Source organism: Flavobacterium sp. H4147 (assembly GCF_029360735.1).
Taxonomy (GTDB): Bacteria; Bacteroidota; Bacteroidia; order Flavobacteriales; family Flavobacteriaceae; genus Flavobacterium; species Flavobacterium endoglycinae.
Map to the genome: position 1 here is coordinate 235,281 of NZ_JARKNB010000005.1, position 22,456 is coordinate 257,736.

The window sequence follows — 22,456 nt, forward strand, 5'->3', positions numbered from 1 at the left end:
ACCCAAATTATAATTGGTATTTTATTTGAATAAATGAAAATCATCACATTAAATAAAAAATTAAAAAATATGGCAACAGGTAAAATTAATGTTTCAGTAGAAAACATTTTTCCTTTAATCAAAAAGTTCTTATACAGCGATCACGAAATTTTCTTGAGAGAGCTTGTTTCTAATGGAACCGATGCTACTTTAAAATTAAAACATCTTATTAGCATTGGCGAAGCTAAAGTAGAATACGGAAATCCAATTATTGAGGTTAAAGTGGACAAAGAAGGCAAAAAAATCCACATTATTGACCAAGGTATCGGTATGACTGCTGATGAAGTTGAAAAATACATCAATCAGGTTGCTTTTTCTGGAGCTGAAGAATTTTTAGATAAATACAAAGATTCTGCAAAAGATTCTGGAATTATCGGACATTTTGGTCTTGGTTTCTACTCTGCTTTTATGGTAGCTGAAAAAGTTGAAATCATTACCAAATCATATAAAGATGAACCGGCTGCGCATTGGACATGCGACGGAAGCCCTGAGTTCACTTTAGAGCCTGCTGACAAAACTTCACGTGGTACAGAAATCATCCTTCACATTGCCGAAGATTCTCTTGAATTTTTAGATGATTCTAAAATCAGTGGTTTATTGAATAAGTACAACAAGTTTATGCCTATTCCAATTAAATTTGGAACCAGAACTGAAACACTTCCAAAACCAGAAGATGCACCAGAAGATTACGTTAACGAAACTGTTGAAACTGACAACATCATTAATAACCCAAATCCTGCTTGGACTAAACAACCTTCTGAATTATCTGATGAAGATTATAAAAGCTTCTACAGAGAATTGTATCCAATGCAGTTCGAAGAGCCTTTATTCCACATTCACTTAAATGTTGATTATCCATTCAACTTAACTGGTATTTTGTACTTCCCTAAACTGGGTACAGATATGCAGATTCAGAAAGACAAAATTCAGTTGTACCAAAACCAAGTTTACGTTACAGATAACGTAGAAGGAATTGTACCTGAATTCTTGACGATGTTAAAAGGTGTTATTGATTCACCAGACATTCCGTTAAATGTTTCTCGTTCTGGTTTACAAGCGGATGGTGCTGTTAAGAAAATTTCAAACTACATTACTCGTAAAGTAGCTGATAAATTAAAAGCATTATTCAACGAGAACCGTGCTGATTTTGAAGCAAAATGGAACGACATTAAAATCGTTTTAGAGTATGGAATGCTTTCTGAAGAGAAATTCTACGAAAAAGCAGGTGCGTTTGTTTTATACCCAACGGTTGACGATACTTACTTTACTTTAGACGAATTAAAAGAAAAACTAAAAGAAAACCAAACAGATAAGGATGGTAAATTAGTAATTCTATATGCTGGAAATAAAGATGCACAGCACTCTTATATTCAGGCAGCAAAAGACAAAGGATATGAAGTATTGCTTTTAGATTCTCCGATTATTTCACACTTGATTCAGAAAATCGAAAACGATAACAGCGGATTAACTTTTGTTCGTGTCGATTCAGACCACATCGATAATTTGATTAAAAAAGAAGAAAATACAATTTCTAAATTATCTGATGACGAAAAAGCAGCTTTAAAAACTTCTTTAGAGGCATATATTCCAAAAGCATACAGTGTTCAATTGGAAGCTATGGATTCGCAGGCAGCGCCATTCATTATTACGCAGCCAGAATTTATGCGAAGAATGAAAGAAATGAGCCAGACTGGTGGAGGCGGAATGTTCGGAATGGGTAATATGCCAGAAATGTACAACTTGGTTGTAAATACAAATTCTGATTTGGCTTCAAGTATTTTAAATACAGAAGACAAAACTCATCAAGAGCATTTAGTAAAACAGGCTTTAGATTTAGCGAAGCTGTCACAAAACCTTTTAAAAGGTGAAGCCTTGACTGCATTTGTTAAAAGAAGTTTCGAAATGATAAAATAAGGTTTTTGATATATTCATCTTAAAAGCCCGCAGATTAATATCTGCGGGCTTTTTTTGTATTCCATAACATCAATATTAATTTTAATTAGCGATAAAAAAAAACGAGTATTTATACCTACTTTTTAATTGAAACTCTTCTATAATTTTAACATTATATTTTTTATAAAAAAGTGAATATCTTTATACAACCAATTCCCCAATCAAATCAAGAACATCATGAGAAAAATTTACCGCTACGAAAAGCTGACTTACACTGGTCAATCAGACGAAGACATTGAGTTTGAAGTAAAATTTATTTCTGATGGCAACATCGGACACACTGTAATCAATGTACCCGGAGACAATGATCCGGAAATTGCAAATTCAGGCAAAGCTTCCTTAGGAAAAATACAATCTCTTATATCAGAAAAGACTTTTGTGGTTTCAGACATTGCCAATCCAATTCCGCAGGAAGATACTATTACTATTGAATATTATATCAATCAGAAACTTATCAAATCGCATTCGAATTTGAAAACCGAAACAGATCGTCCGTATGTTATTCTAACAATCAAATTTTCAGTAAAATGAAAAGGAATATCTTAATCATTACAACTCTTCTTTTTTTGGGTACGGTAACTGCTCAAAAAAAACTTGATGCACTAACTACACCTTCCTCTCCTGCTTCATCACTTTTAGGAATGCAGCCAAGTGCCATTATAAAACCAAAATCTTATCGTGCCTTAGAGGCGGCTCTTTTTACCAATTTTAGAGACGAAAACGGAAACAGCATTATTCCAAATGATTTTGGGCTTGAATTTACTCCTTATTGGGCAACCGATCATGGCATAACTATAGAAGAATATTTGTATCCAAAACTGAGTTTTGACCAGATTATCCGAAACTCATCTTTTTCAGTCGCCTCAACACAAAACTTCATGCTGCAAGACAGTACGAAAACCAAAAGTCTAGCTTTCGGATACCGTACATCGTTATTTTTTGGAAATACCAAAGACAAAGAAATCATTACCAAACATATTAACGAATTAAGCATCAACCAGCGTGTGGGGTCAAAAATACTGTCTAAATTAATTGAAGCTCAAAATAAATTCAATTACAAAACAAAAGAAGAATATTTAAGTGCTGTTCACGATACTTTAACCAAACGTATTTATGAAGTTTTAGGCAAAAAATCATTGAAAGATGCTGAAGAAATTACACAAAAAATATATGACAGTTCCGAAAATCTTGCTTTTGATGAAAACGATATTGACGCATTCTTTACCGCTTTTACAGAACTAATCGAATCTAAAATGGCGGGGAGTTATGCAGAATTCAAATCATACATTTTAGAGAGACAAGGTTTAAATATTGATTTTGCGTACGCGCTTTCTTTAAATTTCCCTACAAATGATTTTGAATATTCAGAAGTACCACGCCAATCATTCTGGATCAATCCATCGTATAAATTCTCAGACAAAATAAATTTTCTAAAAGCAATTGGCGTTTTACGATATGAATGGTATAACAAAAAATATTTCGAAAACTATTTCCCTGATGCAAAAGTGTATAAAAACAACTTTGATTATGGACTTGCGTTATCAGGAGAATTTAAAAAATTCACAATCGAATTTGAAGCAACCGGAAGACAAAGCAGTTCTCTTTCGGCAGCTGGAAAAGACAACGCAGGAAATACTTTGTATACAAAAGAAACTGCTTCGGATTTTCAATACATCGGAACATTCAGTTATCGTCTTACCGAACAAATCGCTTTATCGTATCAAATAGGAAGCGCTTTTAAACCCGTATTTGAAGCTGGCGGAACATTAGTTTCATTACTTTCACTAAACTTCGGTTTTGGAGGACCTGACAAAACTGATGTCACTTCAAAATAACGTGATTTCACCAGCTCTTAAAAACAAATATTATTAGAATAAACCAATTAATAAATTAAGTTGAAAGACATAAAAAAGCAAATAGTGCAAAAACAGTTAACCATTACCCGTTGATTACAAAATAGTTAATTTAAAAAATCCTGAAAAAACCATTTTCAGGATTTTTTTATGAATATTTTTTTTTATTACATTTGATTTGCCTTTTAATCTAATCTAAACAAAAACCATTATGAAAAAAACTATTATTTTCATCACAGCTATCTGTGCTTCAACAGTAATGTATGTCTCCTGTTCAAACAGTGACGAAATTGTAAATCAAACGGACACTACTACAGTAGGCGCATCTGTATTAATAGATGCCGTAAACGAAATTGACATTAAAACAGGATTAACTGTTTCTAACACAAATCAAACTGCAAAACCATCTGAAACAGGACCTGCCATCTGCGCGAATATTACCGTAAGCGGATCTACTTATCCAAAAGTTTTTACAGTTGATTATGGAACCGGATGTACTGTAGACCAAATCAAAAGAGCTGGAAAATTAAAAATCACACTTTCTGGACCTGTAATTACAACAGGAAGCAAAATGACGATTGAAAGAATCGATTATTCAATAAACGGACTTAAACTGGAAGGAACTATCGAATATACGAACACAACAACTACTCCAACAATTCCGCAATGGACTCGAAAAGTAACCAATGGCAAATTAACTGATTTACAAAACCGTGTTCATACAAATTCTGGCACACTTACTATCAAACAAACAGCAGGCGTTGACACCCCTTATGTTTTAGAAGATAATGTGTACGAAATGCCAGAAGGAACTCACACCGTAACCTCTGAAAAAGGGTCTCTAACTTTGACCATACAAGAAACTTTGGTAAAAAAATATTCATGCGAATACATTTCTAAAGGGAAATTAAAAATTCAAGGCGGATTTATAAATGGTGTTGTCGATTATGGAAATAATGACTGCGACACTAAATATACCTATACTCACGAAAGCGGCTTATCTTATAATTTATATATGTAATTCGTTTATTTTAAGAAAAATACAGCAATCCCAGTTTAGCAATAGACTGGGATTTTTATTTATTTACAAAAATTAAACAGTGCCTTATTTACATTCAAACTATTTTCTTTATTTTGCACCAAAATCTAATAAACTAATGAAAAAATCAATTATTGCTTTTGTTACTCTTGCGGTATTAGCATCTTGCAGCAAAAAAGAATCAGCTGCTGATAACTTACACATCACAGGAAACATTAAAGGTTTAAAAACCGGAACTTTATATATCCAAAGAATTGTTGACACTTCGCTTGTTGCTATTGACAGCATCAAAATCGACGGAAATCCAACTTTTGAAAGAGATATTAAATTAGAATCTCCTGAAATGCTTTACTTATTTCTAGATCGTGGTGTAACAAACTCTTTAGATAACAACATTTTGTTTTTTGCTGAACCAGGTAATATCAATATCGATACTAACTTAGACAATTTCATTTCAAGTGCAAAAATCACAGGTTCAAAAAACCAAGAATTATACGAAGAATACAAAAAAGTAAACTCTCGTTTTATCGATGAAAACCTATCAATGGTTGAAGCGAGATTTAAAGCTATAAAAAGACAAGATCAAAAAGCAGTTGACAGCATTGACGCAAAACAACAGTCTAACATTAAAAGAAAATATTTATACGCTACCAACTTTGCTATAAACAATAAAGATCACGAAGTATCGCCTTATATTGCTTTGGCAGAGATTTACGATATCAACATCAAATTTCTAGACACTATTCAGAAATCAATGACTCCAAAAGTAGCAAAATCACTTTACGGAAAGAAATTGACAAAGTATGTTGCTGAAATCAAAAAAGAAGAACAAAAAGCTCCAGCAGCTGCAGAATAAATCATAAAAAAACGCCCTGAATTTTCAGGGCGTTTTTTTATGATTTTATTTTTTGAATAATCTTTTCAAGATATTCTACTTTCTCTTTTTCTGCCAAAACCAAACGTTCATACAATTCGACAACTTTATCAAGAGGATTAAAAGTGCAGTTGTATGCGTTGCCATTAATCATGCTGCCTTCACTCAATGTATTCCCAATAATATTTAAAACTGCTTCTTCGGAGAAATTTTTAATTCCTTCAGCAGAAACACCTAAAACTTCAGCAATTGCTTTCAGTTTTTCTTCATCGACAGTCTCACTGTTTTCAATAATTGAAATAGACTGCTGGCTCATGCCTAAAGCATATGCCAAAGCTTCTTGTTTCATGTCACGAAGTTCACGAATACGGCTTATTTTTCGCCCTATATGATTTGGTTTAGTAAATGTGCTCATAATTCAAAGATAACAATTTGGTGTAAAAAATTTCAGTTGTAAAAAACAGATTTAGAATGTATGATACAATTACACTAATTCTGTTTTTAATTCCGCTGAAGCGCTAGACAAAAATACAACTTTTCGGACAAGTAAATCAAACGCATCTATTGAAAAATCTTTACCATATTTATCAAAGCTTTGGAATTTGGAATTTTAAACTTGGAATTTTATTTTTTGGCCATAAAAAAAACCATCACGTATTGTGATGGTTTTTTGTTGAGCCGATAGAGGGACTCGAACCCACGACCTGCTGATTACAAATCAGCTGCTCTAGCCAGCTGAGCTACATCGGCCTATTTTGCGAGTGCAAAGATAAAAATGTTTTTTATATTTCCAAAAAAATATTTTCACACTACTCTCTATAAAAACAAAAAAACCATTCACCGGAGCGAATGGTTTCCGTTTGAGCCGATAGAGGGACTCGAACCCACGACCTGCTGATTACAAATCAGCTGCTCTAGCCAGCTGAGCTACATCGGCCTCATTACGGGTGCAAATATAAAGCGGTTTTTCGTTTTCCCAAAATAAATTTGCACTTTTTTACACTTTTTTTTGCTTATAATGCGTTGATTTTTTCAACCAATTGATTAGCAGTTTGTTCTAATTCAAGATTGATTTGTTTGAAGTGTGCTTTTTTATTTTCAACGTTTTTAGCGTTCACTTTTGAAATCAAAGTATCAAATGCAGCAATAGCTTCATCGATTAAAGCATTCGTTTCTGGAGTAGGATTTCCTGTTGTAGACATCTCAAACAAGTAAACTGCCTCAATAATATCTCCTAATACGAAATTGATGTCTTTCTTTAAATTTTTAACGTTTGCCATTTTTATTATAATTTTAATTTGCGACGCAAAAGTACATATTATCTTTAGAATATGCGTTAAGAAATGTAAATTTCTAAAATTGAAGCCTTTCCGCTCAATACAAATGCATTTATCGCAGCAGGAACCAAAACGGTATCTCCTTTACGATATGTATTTTTAAAACCGTTATATTCGATTTCAAAACTTCCTTCAATACACATATAAACGGTAAATGTTTCTCCTGATTTCGAAACTTCAACTTTATCTTCTAACGGAATAAAATTAGTGGTGAAATAAGGACAATCAACTACAACATTTGAAGTATTGGCTTTTGAGTCGTATTTTTTCTGAGTATCTACTTTATTGTAGTTAATAGCATCAAGTGCTAAATCAACGTGTAATTCTCTCTTGTTTCCCTGAGCATCTACACGGTCAAAATCATATAAACGATACGTAATATCAGAGGTTTGCTGAATCTCGGCAACAACCAATCCTGCGCCAATTGCATGAACGGTTCCTGTTTCTAAAAAGAAAACATCTCCCGCTTTTGCTTTTACATCGTCAAGAATAGAAACCAAAGTATTATCGTTCAAATGCTTTACGTATTCGTCTTTGCTTGAATCTTCTTTAAAACCTACGATGATTCTTGAATCAGCATCGGCTTGCATTACATACCACATTTCGGTTTTACCAAAAGAATTATGACGTTCTTTTGCTAATTTATCGTTTGGATGAACTTGAATCGAAAGATCTTCACGTGCATCTAAATATTTAAAAAGTAATGGAAATTGTTTTCCAAAACGTTCGTAAACTCTTGTTCCCAGGATTTCATTTGGAGTTTCATTAATTAATTCCATCAATGACTTTCCTTTTAAATCTCCGTTGGCAACCACACTTACATCGCCTTCTACTGTAGACAATTCCCAGCTTTCACCAGTAATTTTAGAAGTAATGGGTTTGTTTAATACTGTTTTTAATTTCTCACCACCCCAGATTCTTTCTTTAAGAATTGGTTCAAACTGAAGCGGATATACATTTTCTGGTTTCATAATTTTAAATTTCGGCTAATATCTATATTAATTAAACAATGATGTAATACTATTTTTAAAATCTACAATACTAATTCTTTTATTATCTCAAGAGATTTCTCAATATGTTTTGAGGCATTCATGCTGTCAAAAACATAAATGACAACTCCATTTCTGTCGACAATATACGTTACTCTTCCCGGCAGAAGCCCAAAGAGGTTATTACGAACACCAAAAAGATGTCTTAATCTCTTGTCTTCGTCAGAAAGTAAAATGAAAGGCAGTTTGTGTTTATTGGCAAATTTATGATGCGATTTAACGCTGTCTGCGCTAATACCAATAACTTCTGCCCCTAAATCTTTAAAATCTTCGTATTGATCTCTAAAACTGCAGGCTTCTGTAGTACAGCCTGGTGTATTATCTTTTGGGTAAAAATAAATCACCAATGGTTTTATGCCCAAAAAATTTCGGCTTTCAAAAACCTCTCCGTGATTATCTTTTGCAGTAAAATTCGGAACTATGTCTCCTATTTTTAATGACATTTTTATTACTCTCCTTTATAAGTTACAAAATTGCGGTCTGTTTCATTCAGTACGACTTCAAGGTCGAAATCGGGCTGAATTCTTCTTCTAATTTTATTCCATATCACTACAGCAATGTTTTCTGCTGTTGGATTCAAATCCCGAAATTCTGGGACATCCAGATTCAGGTTTTTGTGATCAAACGGGATTTCTACTTCTTGCAGTATAATATCCGCTAATACTTTCACATCTAAAACAAAACCAGTTTCCGGGTCAATTTGTCCTGTAACACTAACAGTTAAACCATAATTGTGACCATGAAAATTAGGATTGTTGCATTTTCCAAAAACAGCATTGTTTTTTTCAGATGTCCAATCCTTCCTGTATAATCGATGTGCAGCATTAAAATGTGCTTTTCTTGATATGGTTACTCTCATTTAGGTTTTGGTTCAATTTGGTTATAATTTGTGGTCTTCCAGATAATGATCAAATTCATCAAAAATTATCTTAAACCATACGGTATAAATTTCAGGCTGTTTTTTAATATCAGCTTTAACATCTTCAATACTCATCCATTTCCACGCTTCTACCTCATCTGGATTTATCGCCGGCTCATCATTATAATAGCCAATCATTACATGGTCCAATTCATGCTCTGTTAAACCATTATCGAAAGGAGCTTTATAAATAAAATGAAAAAGCTCTTTCAGTTCAGCCTTGAAACCCATTTCTTCAAACAATCTTCGGCTTCCTGCTTGGATATTGCTTTCGCCTTCACGCTGATGACTGCAGCATGTATTTGTCCAAAGCAAAGGTGAATGATATTTATGATGTGCACGCTGCTGCAGCATTATCTCATTTTTATTATTTAGAATAAAAACCGAAAAGGCACGATGCAGAAGTGCTTTTTCGTGTGCTTCTAATTTTGGCATTAAGCCAATCTGTTCGTCGTTTTCGTTAACTAATATTACGTTTTCTTCTGTCATAGGGCGTATTGAATTAACAAAAATACGAAAAAAGAAATGGCTATAAAATCCTCAAAAACATTGTGAAAAGTTTAACTAGTTTTCAATTTTTATAAAATTTTGATTTTCAACAAGCTGCACTTCTAAACAAAACAAAAATCCTTTAAAAATAAGATATAAAAACTACAAGTCTCTCTTTTGCGTAAATAATAAAAAGTTAAAACATACTTAAAAATATCTGAATTGTAATTTAGACGACATTTTGAGGCAAAATCTCACCGTATATTTGATAATTCAGAACAATGCACCAAAATTTATGAAAACAAAAAATCTATTTTTCAGCCTGTGTTTTTTAATACCGCTTTTCATGTTTCAGGCCTGCGGACAAAACACTAAAAAACAATCTTCTAAAAACACAACTGTTACAGAAAACAAAATAAGCAAACCCGGAAATCCTTATTACTCCAATACTGATACCACAAAATTAAACGTAAGCAATGCCGAATGGAAAAAAGTCCTGCCAGCAGACGTGTATGCCGTGATGCGTGAAGCCGATACCGAAAGACCTTTTACAGGAAAATATTGGAATTCTGATGAAAAAGGAACCTACTACTGTGCTTCATGCGGAAACAAACTTTTTAGATCAACCGCAAAATTTTCAAGCAGCTGCGGATGGCCGAGTTTCTTCGAACAGGACAATAAAAAAAGTATTGTTTTTAAACAAGATAATTCACTTGGAATGGAACGAATCGAAACTTTGTGCGGACGCTGCGGCGGACATTTAGGCCATATTTTTGACGACGGCCCTGAACCAACTGGAAAACGTTACTGCATGAATTCGATTGCTCTTGATTTTATCCCTGACAATAAATAATCTATTATGAAAAATATACTTTTAATCTGTCTTTTTACTTTGTCTTTAAGCGGATTTACGCAAAATAAAAAACCAAATCTAGAAACTATTACACTTGGCGGAGGCTGCTATTGGTGCGTGGAAGCAGTTTATGAAAATCTGGATGGAGTAAAATCTGTTGTTTCAGGATTTTCGGGAGGAAAAACTGTAGACCCAAGTTATGAAGAAGTATGCACAGGAACAACTGGTCATGCCGAAGTAGTTCAAATTACGTATGATAAAAACGTAACCAATATCAACGAAATCTTCAAAGTCTTTTTTACCGTTCACGATCCTACTACTTTAAACCGTCAAGGCGCCGATGTAGGAACTCAATACCGTTCTGTAATTTTCTATAAAAATGCTGAACAGAAAAAGGCAGCAGAAGATATCATTGCGGAATTAAACAAAGCAAAAGTGTACAACAATCCAATTGTGACAAAAGTCGAGCCTTTTAAAATATTTTATAAAGCCGAAGATTACCATCAAAATTATTATGCCAACAACAAAAGCCAGCCGTATTGCAAAATGGTGATTCAGCCTAAATTAGAGAAATTTGAGAAAGTTTTTAAAGACAAACTGAAAAAGAAATAACAAAAAGAGGGAAATGATTCAAAACCATTTACCTCTTTTTGTATTCGTTGAAACTAGAATTATTTAGCCACTTTCTTAAATCGCATCATTGCTACATCGCCTTCATTCAAAATCAGCTTTCCATCGTTATCAACAGAATAACTTGTAATTTTTTTCATCTGCTGTAAAAACTGCTGTTCTCCCCCACCTTCACAAAACATCATTGTGGTTGGTCCCGGCTCGCCAAAAGTCAGCGAATTGCCGTTTAATGTATAAGGAGCGCTGTAACCGTTACATCCATTATTCCCAAAAACATTTTTCTGTTTTTCGTCAAAAGTAATCTGCGGCTTTTTATTTGGATACAATCCTTCAAAGGCAATTCTTGGCCCAGAAATATATTCCAGTTCCCAAGTTGTACCATAAATATTTGCAGTGCTTTTGTCTTTTGATGCCGAGCATGAAGTAATTAATAAAACTAAAGCTGAAAAAGCGGCAATGGTATATTTTTTCATAAATATGGATTTTTAAAGATTAATAGTATTTGTTTTTTAAAGATTATTCATTTGTATAATGAATTCCGTTCTCAATATTCGTGCCTTTTCGAAGAATTGATGGCATTTAAATTTTACAATTCACAACATCAATAGACACAATTACGCTATCTAAAATACAAAATTTAACAACAAAAAACTGTAATTCAATATTTTATATTATCATAAAATCACTACAGATAAAATTAATACTGCAATCTCATTAGATTAATATTTTTATTGAAATTATCGAAAACCATTATCAGATTTTTGGATTGTTATTTTTTGTACTTTGGCTCTAATCTAAAAAATGCCAATAATCATCAAATAAAAAATCAAAAATGAAACCATTCCTTTTGCTGTTTGCTTCTCTATTTCTTTCTTTCCAGATACATTCGCAGGAAAATCTTCCAACAGATTATCTTTCGAAAGAATTCCATAAAGGACGCCGTGAAGCTTTCAGAAATTTAATGCCTGCTAATTCTGTTGCAGTTGTATTTTCGTATCCAGAAAGAGTTTTCTCAAAAGATATCAATTACAATTACCACCAGAATCCAGATATGTATTATTTAACTGGATACAAAGAACCAGACGCTATTTTATTACTTTTTAAAGAACCTCAAGGAACTGAAAAATATACCGAAGTACTTTTTGTTCGTGAAAGAAATGCTAATCGCGAAATGTGGACAGGAAGACGTTTAGGAATCGAAGGAGCAAAATCAAAATTAGGTTTTACAACCGTGTATAACGGGCAAGATTTTAACGTCTTTGCAATCGATTTTAAAAAATTCGACAAAGTCATTTATGATGAAATACCAACGAATGTTACAGCAAGCAATAATCCTGACAATTTATACGCCTTGCTAAAATCATTTAAATCCAAAGCAGAAATTACAACCGAAAAGGAAGAATCTGTAGAGTTATTTAGAAAAATCACGAATACACTTCGTGAAATTAAAACTCCAGAAGAATTAGTTTTAATGCGTAAAACGGTTAAACTTTCCTGCATTGCGCACAATGAAGTAATGAAAGCTGTTGGCCCAGATATGAGTGAAAACGAAGCCGACGGGATTCATGCTTATGTACACAGACATTATGGTGCCGAAGGCGAGGGTTATCCGCCAATTGTAGGTGCGGGAGCAAATGGCTGTATTCTGCATTACGGAGACAACAATGCTACCAAAATCGACAATCAATTATTATTGATGGATGTAGGTTCTGAATACCACGGTTATTCTGCCGATGTTACTCGTACTATTCCGGCAAACGGAAAATTCACAGAAGAACAAAAAGCCATTTATCAAATCGTTTATGACGCTCAGGAAGAAGTATTTAAAATCTGCAAAGAAGGAACACCTATTCAGGATTTAAATGCAAAAGCAAAAGAAGTAATCGCAAAAGGATTAATAAAATTAGGTATTATTACGAATCCTGAAGATGCTAGAAAATATTACCCTCATGGTTGTTCTCATTTTCTTGGTCTAGACGTTCATGACAAGGGAAATTACATGGGCAGTTTAAAAGAAAACATGATTCTTACCGTTGAACCTGGAATCTACATTCCTGCGAACAGCAACTGTGATAAAAAATGGTGGAATATTGGAGTCCGTATCGAAGACGACATTTTAATGCTAAAAGATTCATACGAAAACCTTTCGGCAGAATCTCCAAGAAAATGGCAGGAAATCGAAGCTTTGGCGAAACAAAAAAGCACTTTTAATGAGATGAAATTTCCTAAAATATAGTTTCAAAAAATTACTTTAACATAGAAATGTAGATTTTCTTCTTTCTGTAAAAAAGACAAGAAGAAGCTAGCTCCCACCTATAGCAATGTGAATTCATGCAAATGAAACACCTTTATTCACACATTTAATCTATATTTCTATGTGTTAAAACTATAAAGTTAGAACATTACAACTGCTATTTTTGCCGAACTTTACATCGTTAAATTACTTAAAAAATGAAAGCACTTACATTTTCTACATTTGGTAATTCAGATGTTTTAGAATATATAGAAATCCCTAATCCAGAATTAAAAAACGATGAAATTTTAATCGAGATGAAAGCCATCGGATTGAATTTTGCCGATGTTTACCGACGTAAAGGAAATTACCATTTAAAAGGAAATCCGCCATTCATTGCCGGTTATGAAGGCGCCGGAATCGTGGTTGATGCCAACAATCATCCCGAATATAAAGTTGGAGATCGCGTGGCTTTCGCCGATGCACCTTTTGCAAATGCTGAATTGGTTGCGGTTAATATAAATCATGTTATTCCATTGCCTGAAAATATCTCTTTTGAGATTGCAGCTTCTGTTTTACTTCAAGGTTTAACTGCTCATTATCTTGCAACAGACAGTCATAAAACGACAAAAGGAGAAACTGTTTTGATACATGCAGTTGCTGGCGGAGTCGGACAAATATTAACTCAGATCAGCAAACTTTTAGGTGCAACTGTTATTGGTTTAACCTCATCTTCTGAAAAAGCACAAATTGGATTTGAACAAGGAGCAGATCACGTTTTTCTTTACAACGAGGATTGGAAATCTCAAGTTTTTAATATCATTCCAAAAGGTGTTGATGTCGTTTATGACAGTATTGGCAGCACTTTAAAAGATAGTTTTGAAGTTACCAAAGAATGCGGACAAGTTGTTTTCTTCGGAATGGCGGGTGGTGATCCAGAACCTGTAGACCCAAGAATGCTTATGGATGGTTCTAAAACTTTAACAGGCGGAGATTTGTGGAGTTATTTAAATTCTAAACAAGAAAGAATCAAAAGAGCAGCTCAATTATTCAATTGGATTATTGATGGAAAAATCAAACTTTCCGAACCTACTTCTTTTAAATTATCAGAAGGAAAATTGGCACATGATTTCTTAGAAAGCCGAAAAAGCACCGGAAAAATTATATTGATTCCGTAATTTTTTCGCCACGAATTCACGAATTTAGTTAAAATCTACACGCAAAGTTTTTAAATAAATTCGTGAATTCGTGGCAAATATTACATCTTTTGGACTTCAATTTTTGTCAATTCAGACAATTCTAAAATCCTGCCCACATCTTTTTTATGGGCTAAGAAAAATAAATAATTATCTCCTTTTGTATCATAACTCATTAATTCTAGATTCAAATCTTGCAAAGCAGTTTGTATGTACGGAAACAAATCGTGGCTGTAGGTTTCTTCAGGATAATCAAAACTCCAATCTGCTCCAATTAAGTTGGAAATAAAATATTCTGCATCTTCAGGATCGAATTTCCAGTCGCTGTTCCATGCATCAATTAGTTCAAAAAATTCGTAATGCGCTTCAATTACTTCATAATAATCTTCATCTGGTTTTTTGAAATTTTGGAACAGATTTTCAGATTGTTCTTTGAGTTTATCTTCTTCAATGTTTCCTCTTGAAATTAGAGTTATCAATTCTTTAAAAGTCTCCTTTGTAACTTCTTCAATTTGGACTAAATTTTCAGACGATGGAAGTTCAACTGTTTCAGGAATTTCAATATTTAAATACTGGCAGATTCCCTGCAGTACAATTTTAAAATCTTTAACAGCTATTTCTTGAGTTTCATTTTTCGGATTATTAAAATCCAATAATTCTGTATCTAATATTCCTTTCGTATAATCTGTGAAATGCGCGCTTGAATACAATATTTTAAAATCGTTTATTTCGAGACTGTTAGAACAACAGAATAAAATCACGAAATTATTCATAGTACGTTTAAAGTATTGTTTTGCTTCTTTCGTTGGCTCTGAATAAAACTGTATATGAATGTAATCGTATTCTAAACCTTCCGCGATTAGCTCAGGAGTAAGAGTTGCTATATTACCTTTTTTGTAAAGCTCGTTTAAAACTTCATAAGAATTCGAAAAACCAGCTTTTTTGATTTCTTGTTTTGCTTCATCATGATCGAATGAACCCGGAAAATAAAATAAATTAACCCAGACATGATCTTGAATTCCTTTTACTTTAAACTCAAGACTTCCCTGCTGATTATATAAATACGAATATATAGGATCGATAACATCAAAAGAAATTATCGATTTTGGGTCGTTGTTTCTATTAAATAAATTTGAGAAGAAGTTTTTCATAAGGCATATAATTGATTAAATAAAGCAATAAATATATTACAAATATTCAATTCCTGAAAAACTCATTTTTAGAAATTATTTCAAAGATTCTGCAATCATTAGTGCGCATTTTTCTCCATCAATTGCTGCAGAAATGATTCCTCCGGCATAACCCGCACCTTCTCCGCAAGGATACAATCCTTTGATTTGTAAATGCTCTAAAGTCATTTGATCTCTTGGAATTCTAACAGGCGATGAAGTTCGGCTTTCTGGTGCGTGCAAAATGGCTTCATTGGTCAAATAACCGCGCATTGATTTTCCGAATTCCTGAAATCCCTGACGCATAATCTGTGTTAGAAATCCTGGAAAAACCTGTCCTAATTCTACTGAAGTTGTTCCCGGCACATATGATGTTTTTGGAATATCTGACGAAACCTTACTTTTGGTAAAATCGATCATTCTTTGAGCTGGAACTTTTTGAGTTTCACCAGCGAGATGCCAAGCTTTTTGTTCAATGCTTTTTTGAAATTCCATCCCCGCCAAAGCTCCGAATTTTGCAAAAGGTTTGAAATCTTCCAGTTTCAATTCGACCACAATTCCTGAATTTGCGGTTGATTGATCTCGTTTAGAAGGCGACCAGCCGTTTGTAACTACTTCTCCCGGACTTGTGGCACATGGCGCAATTACACCACCCGGACACATACAGAAAGAATACATTCCACGACCGTTTACTTGTTTTACAATTGAGTATGGCGCTGGCGGTAAATGTTCGCCACGAAAATCACAACTGTATTGAATGCTGTCTATTAATTCCTGAGAATGTTCTGCACGAACTCCCAGAGCAAAGGGTTTTGCTTCGATTAAAATTTTCTTTTTATCTAATAATTCAAAGATATCACGCGCCGAATGTCCTGTTGCCAAGATGAGTTTATTGGCATGAATTTTATCTCCGTTCTGCGTTACGATTCCTTCAACTTCATTATTCTTTACTAGAATATCGTCTACTCGAGTTTCGAATAAAACCTGACCGCCGAATTCTCTAATTTTATTTCGGATATCTTCAATGATCTTTGGCAGTTTATTCGTTCCGATGTGCGGATGCGCTTCCACCAAAATATCTTCTGAAGCTCCAAAAGCTACTAGAAGTTCTAAAATTCGGGTTACGTCTCCACGTTTTTTAGAACGTGTATATAATTTCCCATCAGAATAAGTTCCTGCTCCTCCTTCTCCAAAACAATAATTTGAATCTTCGTTTACAATATGTTCACGGTTAATGGCTTTAAGATCGCGTCGGCGTCCTCGAACATCTTTTCCGCGTTCAAGTACAATTGGTTTTAAACCCAATTCAATTAACTGCAAAGCAGCAAAAAGTCCAGCCGGACCTGCACCAACTACAATAACTTCTTGCGCATTGGAAACATCTTTATAATTAGGAAGTTCCAATTTGGTTTCCTGAAAAGGTTCGCCTTTCAAATAAATAACAACTTTCAAATTGATTTTAATCGCTTTCTGTCGCGCGTCAATTGATCGTTTTAAAATAGAAACATGCTGAATTTCGTTTGGAGAAACTTTTATTTGTTTCGACAAATAGTCTTTTAGCAACACATCGTTTGCTGCAATTTCTGGAGTTACCTGAAGTAAAAGTTCTCTTGGCATTGTATCGTATTTATTCTATTAGCTTTTCTTTCTATGAAAAGAAGTTGCAAAAGTACTATTTTGAAATGAGATTTTATATTTATGCCAAAATTTGCACGCAGATTGACGCATAGTATATCGTATCGCAACGAATATCTACATGCATCTAAAAGTTTTTCTCTAGCAGATTTTGGAGATTTTGTTTTTTTTAACGAAGAGGATATACGTTGCGTAGACGCACTACAGTGCGCCTCTACATAGAACCTTTAAAAAAGACTTTGTAACTTTGCATCTAAAAACCTTTGCACCTTATAAAATAATGTCTAGAAAAATAAAACTAATTTGGGATTTCCGCGGACCGGCTTCTGCAAAAACAGCCGAACATCACGAAATTCATTTAAAAGAATATATCGCAATCGAAAAACTCCCTTTAAACATTACTGGATTTAAAGTTGTAAACGATATGCACGCCACAGCTTTTATGGTTGTAACTGATGAAAATATGATTAAGGTAAGAGATGCTTTGAAACCGCATCGCGGGGAATTATATACTGAATAAAATTCCAATATTTTAAATTCCAAATTTCAACCTTTGGAAAACTCAATAAAAAAATTCCAAATTCCAAATGATGAAGCAATTGGAATTTGGAATTTATATTTTAAACTTTTTTTTGATTTTGGGATTTAACTTTAATTAGCAACTTCGCTGATAAACTTAATACGCATTAAACGCAATTCGTCAATATCGTAATCGCCGTCGAATTCTTTTAAGGCATCTTCGATTTTATCTGATTCTGATTCCATGAAGTAATCGTGAATTTCTTCCTGCTGGTCATCATCTAAAATATCATCCAACCAATATTTGATATTCAACTTGGTTCCAGAATATACGATTTGTTCCATCTCCTTAATTAATGCATCCATTGTTAGTCCTTTTGCAGAAGCAATATCACTTAAAGGCAGCTTTCTATCAATGTTTTGAATGATGTATAATTTATTGGCAGAATTTACTCCGGTAGATTTTACAACTAAATCGTCTGGACGAATAATATCGTTATCTTCAACATAACGGCTGATTAAGGCAACAAATTCGCTTCCGTATTTTTTAGCTTTTCCTTCACCAACACCATGAATGTTGTATAATTCCTGTAAAGTAATAGGATATTTTAACGCCATGTCTTCAAGAGAAGGATCTTGGAAAACTACAAACGGAGGTACTCCCAGCTTTTTGGCTACTTTTTTACGAAGTTCACGAAGCATTCCGGTTAAAACTTCATCTGAAGTTCCAGATGCTTTAGATCCTGTTACTACTGTTTCATCATCTGCTTCTGTGTATTCGTGATCTTCGGACATCATAAACGAAACTGGACTTTTAATAAAATCCAATCCTTCTTGAGTGATTTTAATTACTCCGTAGGTTTCAATGTCTTTCGATAAATATCCTGTAACCAGAACTTGTCTAAGCAAAGCCATCCAGTATTTTTCGTCATGGTCTGAACCTGATCCAAAATAAGGCTGAGTATCGGTTTTGTGTGCTTTAATTACTGCATTTATACGACCAATTAAAGTGAACACAATTTCTTTTGATTTGTAAATATGTTTGGTATCGCGGACAATTTCAAGCAGCTTTACCACTTGATCTTTGGCTTCTATTTTATTTTTTGGATTACGAACATTGTCGTCCATATCGGCGCCTTCTCCGGTTTCGCTGTCAAATTCTTCTCCGAAATAGTGAAGAAGAAACTTTCTACGTGACATTGATGTTTCGGCGTAAGCCACTACTTCCTGTAAAAGGGCAAAACCAATTTCTTGTTCGGCAACTGGTTTTCCAGACATGAATTTCTCCAGCTTTTCTACATCTTTATACGAGTAATAAGCTAAGCAATGTCCTTCTCCTCCATCACGTCCGGCACGACCTGTTTCTTGATAATAACTTTCAAGTGATTTTGGAATATCATGGTGAATTACAAAACGAACGTCTGGTTTATCAATTCCCATTCCGAATGCAATTGTAGCTACTACCACATCAACATCTTCCATCAAAAACATATCTTGATGTTTGGCACGGGTTTTAGCATCTAGACCTGCGTGATATGGAACGGCGCTGATTCCGTTTACCTGTAATACTTCGGCAATCGATTCTACTTTTTTACGGCTCAGGCAATAAATAATTCCTGATTTACCTTTATGTTGTTTGATAAACCGAATAATATCGGATTCGATACTTTTTGTTTTGGTACGTACTTCGTAATATAAATTAGGTCTGTTGAATGATGCTTTAAAAGTATTGGCATCAGACATATCCAGATTCTTCAAAATATCTTCCTGTACTTTTGGTGTTGCAGTTGCAGTAAGACCTATAATAGGCACTTTTCCTAACTGCTTAATAATACTTCTAAGGTTCCTATATTCTGGTCTAAAATCATGTCCCCATTCTGAAATACAGTGTGCTTCATCAATTGCAACAAAAGAAATAGGCACACTTTGCAAAAATGCTACGTATTCTTCTTTTGTTAAAGATTCTGGAGCTACATATAAAAGCTTAGTTAAACCAGAACTAATGTCTTTTTTTACTTGTGCAATTTCTGTTTTGGTAAGAGAGGAGTTCAACACATGAGCAATTCCGTTTTCTGAAGAAAGGCTTCGAATTGCATCTACCTGATTTTTCATCAAAGCAATCAAAGGAGAAACAACTATTGCAGTTCCTTCTTGAATTAAAGCGGGTAATTGATAACAAAGAGACTTACCACCACCCGTAGGCATAATTACGAAAGTATTCTTTTTATCTAGAATACTCGTAATGACCTGCTCCTGCAAGCCTTTAAATTGGCTAAAGCCGAAATACTTCTTTAATTCTTTGTGTATTTCAATTTCGTTTGAATTCATTCTTTATATTAATGGTATTTTGTATAAATTTGCAACACATAAAGATACAACTTTCTTTTATACATACAAATTTTAAATATTCTGTTTTGATTACAAAAGAAAATATACTGGCAATCGCCAAAAAAACAATACTCTCTGAAAGTGAAGCAATTACAAAGTTAATTGATTTTCTGGACGAAAATTTCTTCGAAGCCGTACAGCGTATTTATGAAACCAAAGGTCGTTTAATCGTTACAGGAATAGGAAAAAGTGCCATCATTGCTCAAAAAATGGTTGCCACTTTTAATTCAACCGGAACTCCATCCATGTTTCTTCATGCTTCAGAAGCGATTCATGGTGACTTGGGAATGATTCAAAACGAAGACATCATCATCTGCATCTCAAAAAGCGGTAACAGTCCCGAAATTAAAGTTTTGGTTCCGTTATTAAAACGCTTTGGAAATACTTTAATTGGAATGACTGGAAACATTACTTCGTTTCTGGCAAAAGGTTCTGATTATGTTTTAAATACTACTGTCGATATGGAAGCCTGTCCCATTAATCTGGCACCAACGAACAGTACTACAGCTCAACTTGTTATGGGAGATGCACTTGCAGTCTGCCTAATGGAAATGCGTGATTTTAAACCCGAAGATTTTGCCGTTTATCATCCGGGAGGCGCTTTAGGAAAAAAACTATTGCTTCGTGTAAAAGACATGATTGAGCATTCATTAAAACCAATGGTAACACCTGAAACTTCTATCAAAAAAGCGATTTTTGAAATTTCAGAAAAACGATTAGGCGTTACTGCAGTAATTGAAGACAATAAAATCGTAGGTATTATTACTGATGGAGACATTAGAAGAATGCTGAACGATCGCGATACTATTGCTGATTTAACAGCAAAAGACATTATGAGCAAAAACCCAAAAGTGGTTTCATCTGAAACAATGGCGGTTGATGCTTTAAATATTTTAGAAGATTTCTCTATTACGCAACTTATTGTTGCTGACGAAGGAGAATATAAAGGAGTTTTACATTTACATGACATTTTAAAAGAAGGAATCGTATAATGGCAAAGAAAAACCTTGGCGAGATGTCATTTTTGGATCATCTTGAAGAATTAAGATGGTTATTGGTTAGAAGTACACTTGCAACATGCATCATGGCATTTGTTACGTATTTTATTAGTGATTATTTATTTGATCAAATTATTTTAGGTCCTATTCGACCAACATTCTTTACGTATGTTTGGTTTTGTGATTTATCACATCAGTTAGGATTTGCTGACAGCATTTGTATTACCGAACTGAATTTCATCATTCAGAATACTGAAATGGAAGGTCAGGTAAATATTTTCGTATGGATGTGTCTTTTGGCAGGTTTCATCTTGAGTTTCCCTTATATTTTATGGGAAATCTGGAAATTTATCAGTCCGGCACTTTATGAGAAAGAAAGAAAAAATGCGAAATTATTCATTTTCGTTTCTTCTTTGCTTTTCTTTTTAGGAGTAATTTTTGGGTATTTTGTAGTAATTCCGATGTCGGTAAACTTCGTTGCCACTTTCTCTGTGAGTGATGTCGTAAAAAATCAATTCACACTCGAATCCTACATGGGAATGGTAAAAACAAGTATTTTAGGAAGTGCTATCTTCTTTGAACTACCAATTGCCATTTATTTCTTAACCAAATTAGGATTAGTAACTCCTGAGTTTTTAAGAAAGTACTGGAAATATGCGGTTGTAATCATTTTAATCATTGCCGCAATTGTAACACCACCAGATGTTGTAAGCCAAACTATTGTAGCAATCCCAATGTTAATTATCTACGAAGTCAGTATTTTGATTTCGAAGATTGTTTATAAAAATAAATTAAAAGAAAATGTCTGATATAATTCAAGAATTTAACGACTATCGTTCTAAAATGAACGAAAAACTACTTGCTGACAATAACAAAATTGTAAAGCGAATTTTTAACCTTGACACTAATGCTTACGCAGAAGGCGCTCTTGACATAAAAACAAAAGAACTTTTAGGTTTAGTTGCATCAACTGTTTTAAGATGTGACGACTGTGTAAAATATCATTTAGAAACAAGTTACAAAGAAGGTGTTTCTAAAGAAGAAATGATGGAAGCAATGGGAATCGCAACTCTGGTTGGAGGAACAATTGTAATTCCACATTTAAGAAGAGCTTATGAATTTTGGGAAGCTCTTGAAGAACAGGGAAAGTAATTAGAAAATGAGATAATTAGTCAATTAGATAATTTCTTGACAATATGTTAAATCATTTATCTTGTTGACTTATTTTCATTTATTTTGCCCATGCGAGATACAAGTATCTCATTATCAAATTGACACATTAT

23 protein-coding genes and 2 tRNA genes are annotated in these 22,456 nt (G+C 33.8%); 13 read left to right on the forward strand and 12 right to left on the reverse strand.

Features of this window, described 5'->3' with window-relative positions:
* Positions 1–69: 69 nt before the first annotated feature.
* The 5 genes from htpG to P2W75_RS21395 all read left to right on the forward strand — a co-directional run bounded on the left by htpG (position 70) and on the right by P2W75_RS21395 (position 5,740).
* The gene (htpG, locus tag P2W75_RS21375; protein WP_276382015.1) at positions 70–1,953 is read left to right on the forward strand and encodes a molecular chaperone HtpG; all 1,884 of its coding nucleotides are present in this window, start codon (positions 70–72) and stop codon (positions 1,951–1,953) included.
* Positions 1,954–2,169: 216 nt separating this feature from the next.
* Complete coding sequence (locus P2W75_RS21380; RefSeq protein WP_207294760.1) at positions 2,170–2,523, forward strand: hypothetical protein; 354 nt, start codon at positions 2,170–2,172, stop codon at positions 2,521–2,523.
* Positions 2,520–3,827: a hypothetical protein gene (locus tag P2W75_RS21385; protein ID WP_276382016.1), complete on the forward strand. Its 1,308-nt coding sequence runs from the start codon at positions 2,520–2,522 to the stop codon at positions 3,825–3,827. The genes P2W75_RS21380 and P2W75_RS21385 overlap by 4 nt, the downstream gene beginning before the upstream one ends.
* 229 nt (positions 3,828–4,056) lie before the next feature.
* Complete coding sequence (locus tag P2W75_RS21390) at positions 4,057–4,866, forward strand: hypothetical protein (RefSeq protein WP_276382017.1); 810 nt, start codon at positions 4,057–4,059, stop codon at positions 4,864–4,866.
* A 136-nt stretch (positions 4,867–5,002) separates the two neighbouring features.
* Positions 5,003–5,740, forward strand: coding sequence for a DUF4369 domain-containing protein (locus P2W75_RS21395; protein WP_207294757.1), 738 nt, complete (start codon positions 5,003–5,005; stop codon positions 5,738–5,740).
* A gap of 37 nt (positions 5,741–5,777) precedes the next feature.
* Here the strand turns inward: P2W75_RS21395 and P2W75_RS21400 are convergent, their stop codons facing one another.
* From P2W75_RS21400 to idi, 8 genes are all read right to left on the reverse strand, one after another.
* Positions 5,778–6,173: a helix-turn-helix domain-containing protein gene (locus P2W75_RS21400; protein ID WP_276382018.1), complete on the reverse strand. Its 396-nt coding sequence runs from the start codon at positions 6,171–6,173 to the stop codon at positions 5,778–5,780.
* Positions 6,174–6,434: 261 nt separating this feature from the next.
* Positions 6,435–6,508 (reverse strand) — tRNA-Thr (locus P2W75_RS21405).
* Between the two features lie 113 nt (positions 6,509–6,621).
* Positions 6,622–6,695, reverse strand: a tRNA-Thr gene (locus P2W75_RS21410).
* A 76-nt stretch (positions 6,696–6,771) separates the two neighbouring features.
* On the reverse strand, positions 6,772–7,038 hold the full coding sequence (locus P2W75_RS21415; protein WP_207294755.1) for a hypothetical protein: 267 nt from the start codon (positions 7,036–7,038) through the stop codon (positions 6,772–6,774).
* Positions 7,039–7,094: 56 nt separating this feature from the next.
* Positions 7,095–8,066: a type I phosphomannose isomerase catalytic subunit gene (locus tag P2W75_RS21420; protein WP_207294754.1), complete on the reverse strand. Its 972-nt coding sequence runs from the start codon at positions 8,064–8,066 to the stop codon at positions 7,095–7,097.
* Between the two features lie 62 nt (positions 8,067–8,128).
* Complete coding sequence (locus P2W75_RS21425; protein WP_207294753.1) at positions 8,129–8,587, reverse strand: peroxiredoxin; 459 nt, start codon at positions 8,585–8,587, stop codon at positions 8,129–8,131.
* Positions 8,588–8,592: 5 nt separating this feature from the next.
* On the reverse strand, positions 8,593–9,003 hold the full coding sequence (locus P2W75_RS21430; protein ID WP_207294752.1) for a 6-carboxytetrahydropterin synthase: 411 nt from the start codon (positions 9,001–9,003) through the stop codon (positions 8,593–8,595).
* A 21-nt stretch (positions 9,004–9,024) separates the two neighbouring features.
* On the reverse strand, positions 9,025–9,552 hold the full coding sequence (gene idi / locus P2W75_RS21435) for an isopentenyl-diphosphate Delta-isomerase (RefSeq protein ID WP_276382019.1): 528 nt from the start codon (positions 9,550–9,552) through the stop codon (positions 9,025–9,027).
* A gap of 295 nt (positions 9,553–9,847) precedes the next feature.
* On the opposite strand from idi, the gene msrB reads away from it, so the two are divergent.
* Together msrB and msrA are read left to right on the forward strand one after the other, a co-directional pair.
* On the forward strand, positions 9,848–10,405 hold the full coding sequence (gene msrB, locus P2W75_RS21440) for a peptide-methionine (R)-S-oxide reductase MsrB (RefSeq protein WP_207294750.1): 558 nt from the start codon (positions 9,848–9,850) through the stop codon (positions 10,403–10,405).
* A 6-nt stretch (positions 10,406–10,411) separates the two neighbouring features.
* Complete coding sequence (msrA, locus tag P2W75_RS21445) at positions 10,412–11,017, forward strand: peptide-methionine (S)-S-oxide reductase MsrA (RefSeq protein ID WP_276382020.1); 606 nt, start codon at positions 10,412–10,414, stop codon at positions 11,015–11,017.
* Positions 11,018–11,076: 59 nt separating this feature from the next.
* Here msrA and P2W75_RS21450 read toward each other — a convergent pair whose 3' ends face one another.
* Positions 11,077–11,508, reverse strand: coding sequence for an META domain-containing protein (locus tag P2W75_RS21450; RefSeq protein WP_207294748.1), 432 nt, complete (start codon positions 11,506–11,508; stop codon positions 11,077–11,079).
* Positions 11,509–11,867: 359 nt separating this feature from the next.
* On the opposite strand from P2W75_RS21450, the gene P2W75_RS21455 reads away from it, so the two are divergent.
* The gene (locus P2W75_RS21455) at positions 11,868–13,271 is read left to right on the forward strand and encodes an aminopeptidase P N-terminal domain-containing protein (protein WP_276382021.1); all 1,404 of its coding nucleotides are present in this window, start codon (positions 11,868–11,870) and stop codon (positions 13,269–13,271) included.
* 215 nt (positions 13,272–13,486) lie between these two features.
* Positions 13,487–14,446, forward strand: coding sequence for a quinone oxidoreductase (locus P2W75_RS21460; RefSeq protein WP_276382022.1), 960 nt, complete (start codon positions 13,487–13,489; stop codon positions 14,444–14,446).
* A gap of 80 nt (positions 14,447–14,526) precedes the next feature.
* Here P2W75_RS21460 and P2W75_RS21465 read toward each other — a convergent pair whose 3' ends face one another.
* Both P2W75_RS21465 and P2W75_RS21470 read right to left on the reverse strand, forming a co-directional pair.
* Complete coding sequence (locus P2W75_RS21465) at positions 14,527–15,615, reverse strand: hypothetical protein (protein ID WP_276382023.1); 1,089 nt, start codon at positions 15,613–15,615, stop codon at positions 14,527–14,529.
* 75 nt (positions 15,616–15,690) lie between these two features.
* The gene (locus tag P2W75_RS21470; protein ID WP_276382024.1) at positions 15,691–17,250 is read right to left on the reverse strand and encodes an NAD(P)/FAD-dependent oxidoreductase; all 1,560 of its coding nucleotides are present in this window, start codon (positions 17,248–17,250) and stop codon (positions 15,691–15,693) included.
* Positions 17,251–17,548: 298 nt separating this feature from the next.
* Between P2W75_RS21470 and P2W75_RS21475 the strand changes: the two genes are divergently transcribed.
* Complete coding sequence (locus P2W75_RS21475; RefSeq protein WP_276382025.1) at positions 17,549–17,788, forward strand: hypothetical protein; 240 nt, start codon at positions 17,549–17,551, stop codon at positions 17,786–17,788.
* Between the two features lie 131 nt (positions 17,789–17,919).
* Here the strand turns inward: P2W75_RS21475 and recQ are convergent, their stop codons facing one another.
* Positions 17,920–20,115, reverse strand: coding sequence for a DNA helicase RecQ (recQ, locus tag P2W75_RS21480; RefSeq protein ID WP_207294743.1), 2,196 nt, complete (start codon positions 20,113–20,115; stop codon positions 17,920–17,922).
* Between the two features lie 86 nt (positions 20,116–20,201).
* Here recQ and P2W75_RS21485 point away from each other — a divergent pair, with 86 nt between their 5' ends.
* Genes P2W75_RS21485 through P2W75_RS21495 form a run of 3 tightly spaced genes read left to right on the forward strand, consistent with a single transcriptional unit; the run spans position 20,202 to position 22,325 of the window.
* Positions 20,202–21,167 carry an SIS domain-containing protein gene (locus P2W75_RS21485; RefSeq protein ID WP_207294742.1) on the forward strand — a complete coding sequence of 322 codons (966 nt, stop codon included), beginning with the start codon at positions 20,202–20,204 and terminating at the stop codon, positions 21,165–21,167.
* Positions 21,167–21,982: a twin-arginine translocase subunit TatC gene (gene tatC / locus P2W75_RS21490; protein WP_207294741.1), complete on the forward strand. Its 816-nt coding sequence runs from the start codon at positions 21,167–21,169 to the stop codon at positions 21,980–21,982. Before P2W75_RS21485 ends, tatC begins: the two co-directional genes overlap by 1 nt.
* Positions 21,975–22,325 carry a carboxymuconolactone decarboxylase family protein gene (locus P2W75_RS21495; RefSeq protein ID WP_276382027.1) on the forward strand — a complete coding sequence of 117 codons (351 nt, stop codon included), beginning with the start codon at positions 21,975–21,977 and terminating at the stop codon, positions 22,323–22,325. Before tatC ends, P2W75_RS21495 begins: the two co-directional genes overlap by 8 nt.
* Positions 22,326–22,456: the final 131 nt, after the last annotated feature.

Excerpts from the sequence above, each read along its gene's own strand:
- msrA (WP_276382020.1), top strand. The coding sequence starts at position 10,412 with ATGAAAAATATACTTTTAATCTGTCTTTTTACTTTGTCTTTAAGCGGA.
- P2W75_RS21495 (WP_276382027.1), top strand. The coding sequence starts at position 21,975 with ATGTCTGATATAATTCAAGAATTTAACGACTATCGTTCTAAAATGAAC.
- msrB (WP_207294750.1), top strand. The coding sequence starts at position 9,848 with ATGAAAACAAAAAATCTATTTTTCAGCCTGTGTTTTTTAATACCGCTT.
- htpG (WP_276382015.1), top strand. The coding sequence starts at position 70 with ATGGCAACAGGTAAAATTAATGTTTCAGTAGAAAACATTTTTCCTTTA.
- P2W75_RS21385 (WP_276382016.1), top strand. The coding sequence starts at position 2,520 with ATGAAAAGGAATATCTTAATCATTACAACTCTTCTTTTTTTGGGTACG.
- P2W75_RS21455 (WP_276382021.1), top strand. The coding sequence starts at position 11,868 with ATGAAACCATTCCTTTTGCTGTTTGCTTCTCTATTTCTTTCTTTCCAG.
- P2W75_RS21415 (WP_207294755.1), bottom strand. The coding sequence starts at position 7,038 with ATGGCAAACGTTAAAAATTTAAAGAAAGACATCAATTTCGTATTAGGA.
- P2W75_RS21395 (WP_207294757.1), top strand. The coding sequence starts at position 5,003 with ATGAAAAAATCAATTATTGCTTTTGTTACTCTTGCGGTATTAGCATCT.
- P2W75_RS21465 (WP_276382023.1), bottom strand. The coding sequence starts at position 15,615 with ATGAAAAACTTCTTCTCAAATTTATTTAATAGAAACAACGACCCAAAA.
- P2W75_RS21425 (WP_207294753.1), bottom strand. The coding sequence starts at position 8,587 with ATGTCATTAAAAATAGGAGACATAGTTCCGAATTTTACTGCAAAAGAT.
- P2W75_RS21460 (WP_276382022.1), top strand. The coding sequence starts at position 13,487 with ATGAAAGCACTTACATTTTCTACATTTGGTAATTCAGATGTTTTAGAA.
- P2W75_RS21420 (WP_207294754.1), bottom strand. The coding sequence starts at position 8,066 with ATGAAACCAGAAAATGTATATCCGCTTCAGTTTGAACCAATTCTTAAA.
- P2W75_RS21475 (WP_276382025.1), top strand. The coding sequence starts at position 17,549 with ATGTCTAGAAAAATAAAACTAATTTGGGATTTCCGCGGACCGGCTTCT.
- P2W75_RS21470 (WP_276382024.1), bottom strand. The coding sequence starts at position 17,250 with ATGCCAAGAGAACTTTTACTTCAGGTAACTCCAGAAATTGCAGCAAAC.
- P2W75_RS21430 (WP_207294752.1), bottom strand. The coding sequence starts at position 9,003 with ATGAGAGTAACCATATCAAGAAAAGCACATTTTAATGCTGCACATCGA.
- recQ (WP_207294743.1), bottom strand. The coding sequence starts at position 20,115 with ATGAATTCAAACGAAATTGAAATACACAAAGAATTAAAGAAGTATTTC.
- tatC (WP_207294741.1), top strand. The coding sequence starts at position 21,167 with ATGGCAAAGAAAAACCTTGGCGAGATGTCATTTTTGGATCATCTTGAA.
- idi (WP_276382019.1), bottom strand. The coding sequence starts at position 9,552 with ATGACAGAAGAAAACGTAATATTAGTTAACGAAAACGACGAACAGATT.
- P2W75_RS21390 (WP_276382017.1), top strand. The coding sequence starts at position 4,057 with ATGAAAAAAACTATTATTTTCATCACAGCTATCTGTGCTTCAACAGTA.
- P2W75_RS21450 (WP_207294748.1), bottom strand. The coding sequence starts at position 11,508 with ATGAAAAAATATACCATTGCCGCTTTTTCAGCTTTAGTTTTATTAATT.
- P2W75_RS21400 (WP_276382018.1), bottom strand. The coding sequence starts at position 6,173 with ATGAGCACATTTACTAAACCAAATCATATAGGGCGAAAAATAAGCCGT.
- P2W75_RS21380 (WP_207294760.1), top strand. The coding sequence starts at position 2,170 with ATGAGAAAAATTTACCGCTACGAAAAGCTGACTTACACTGGTCAATCA.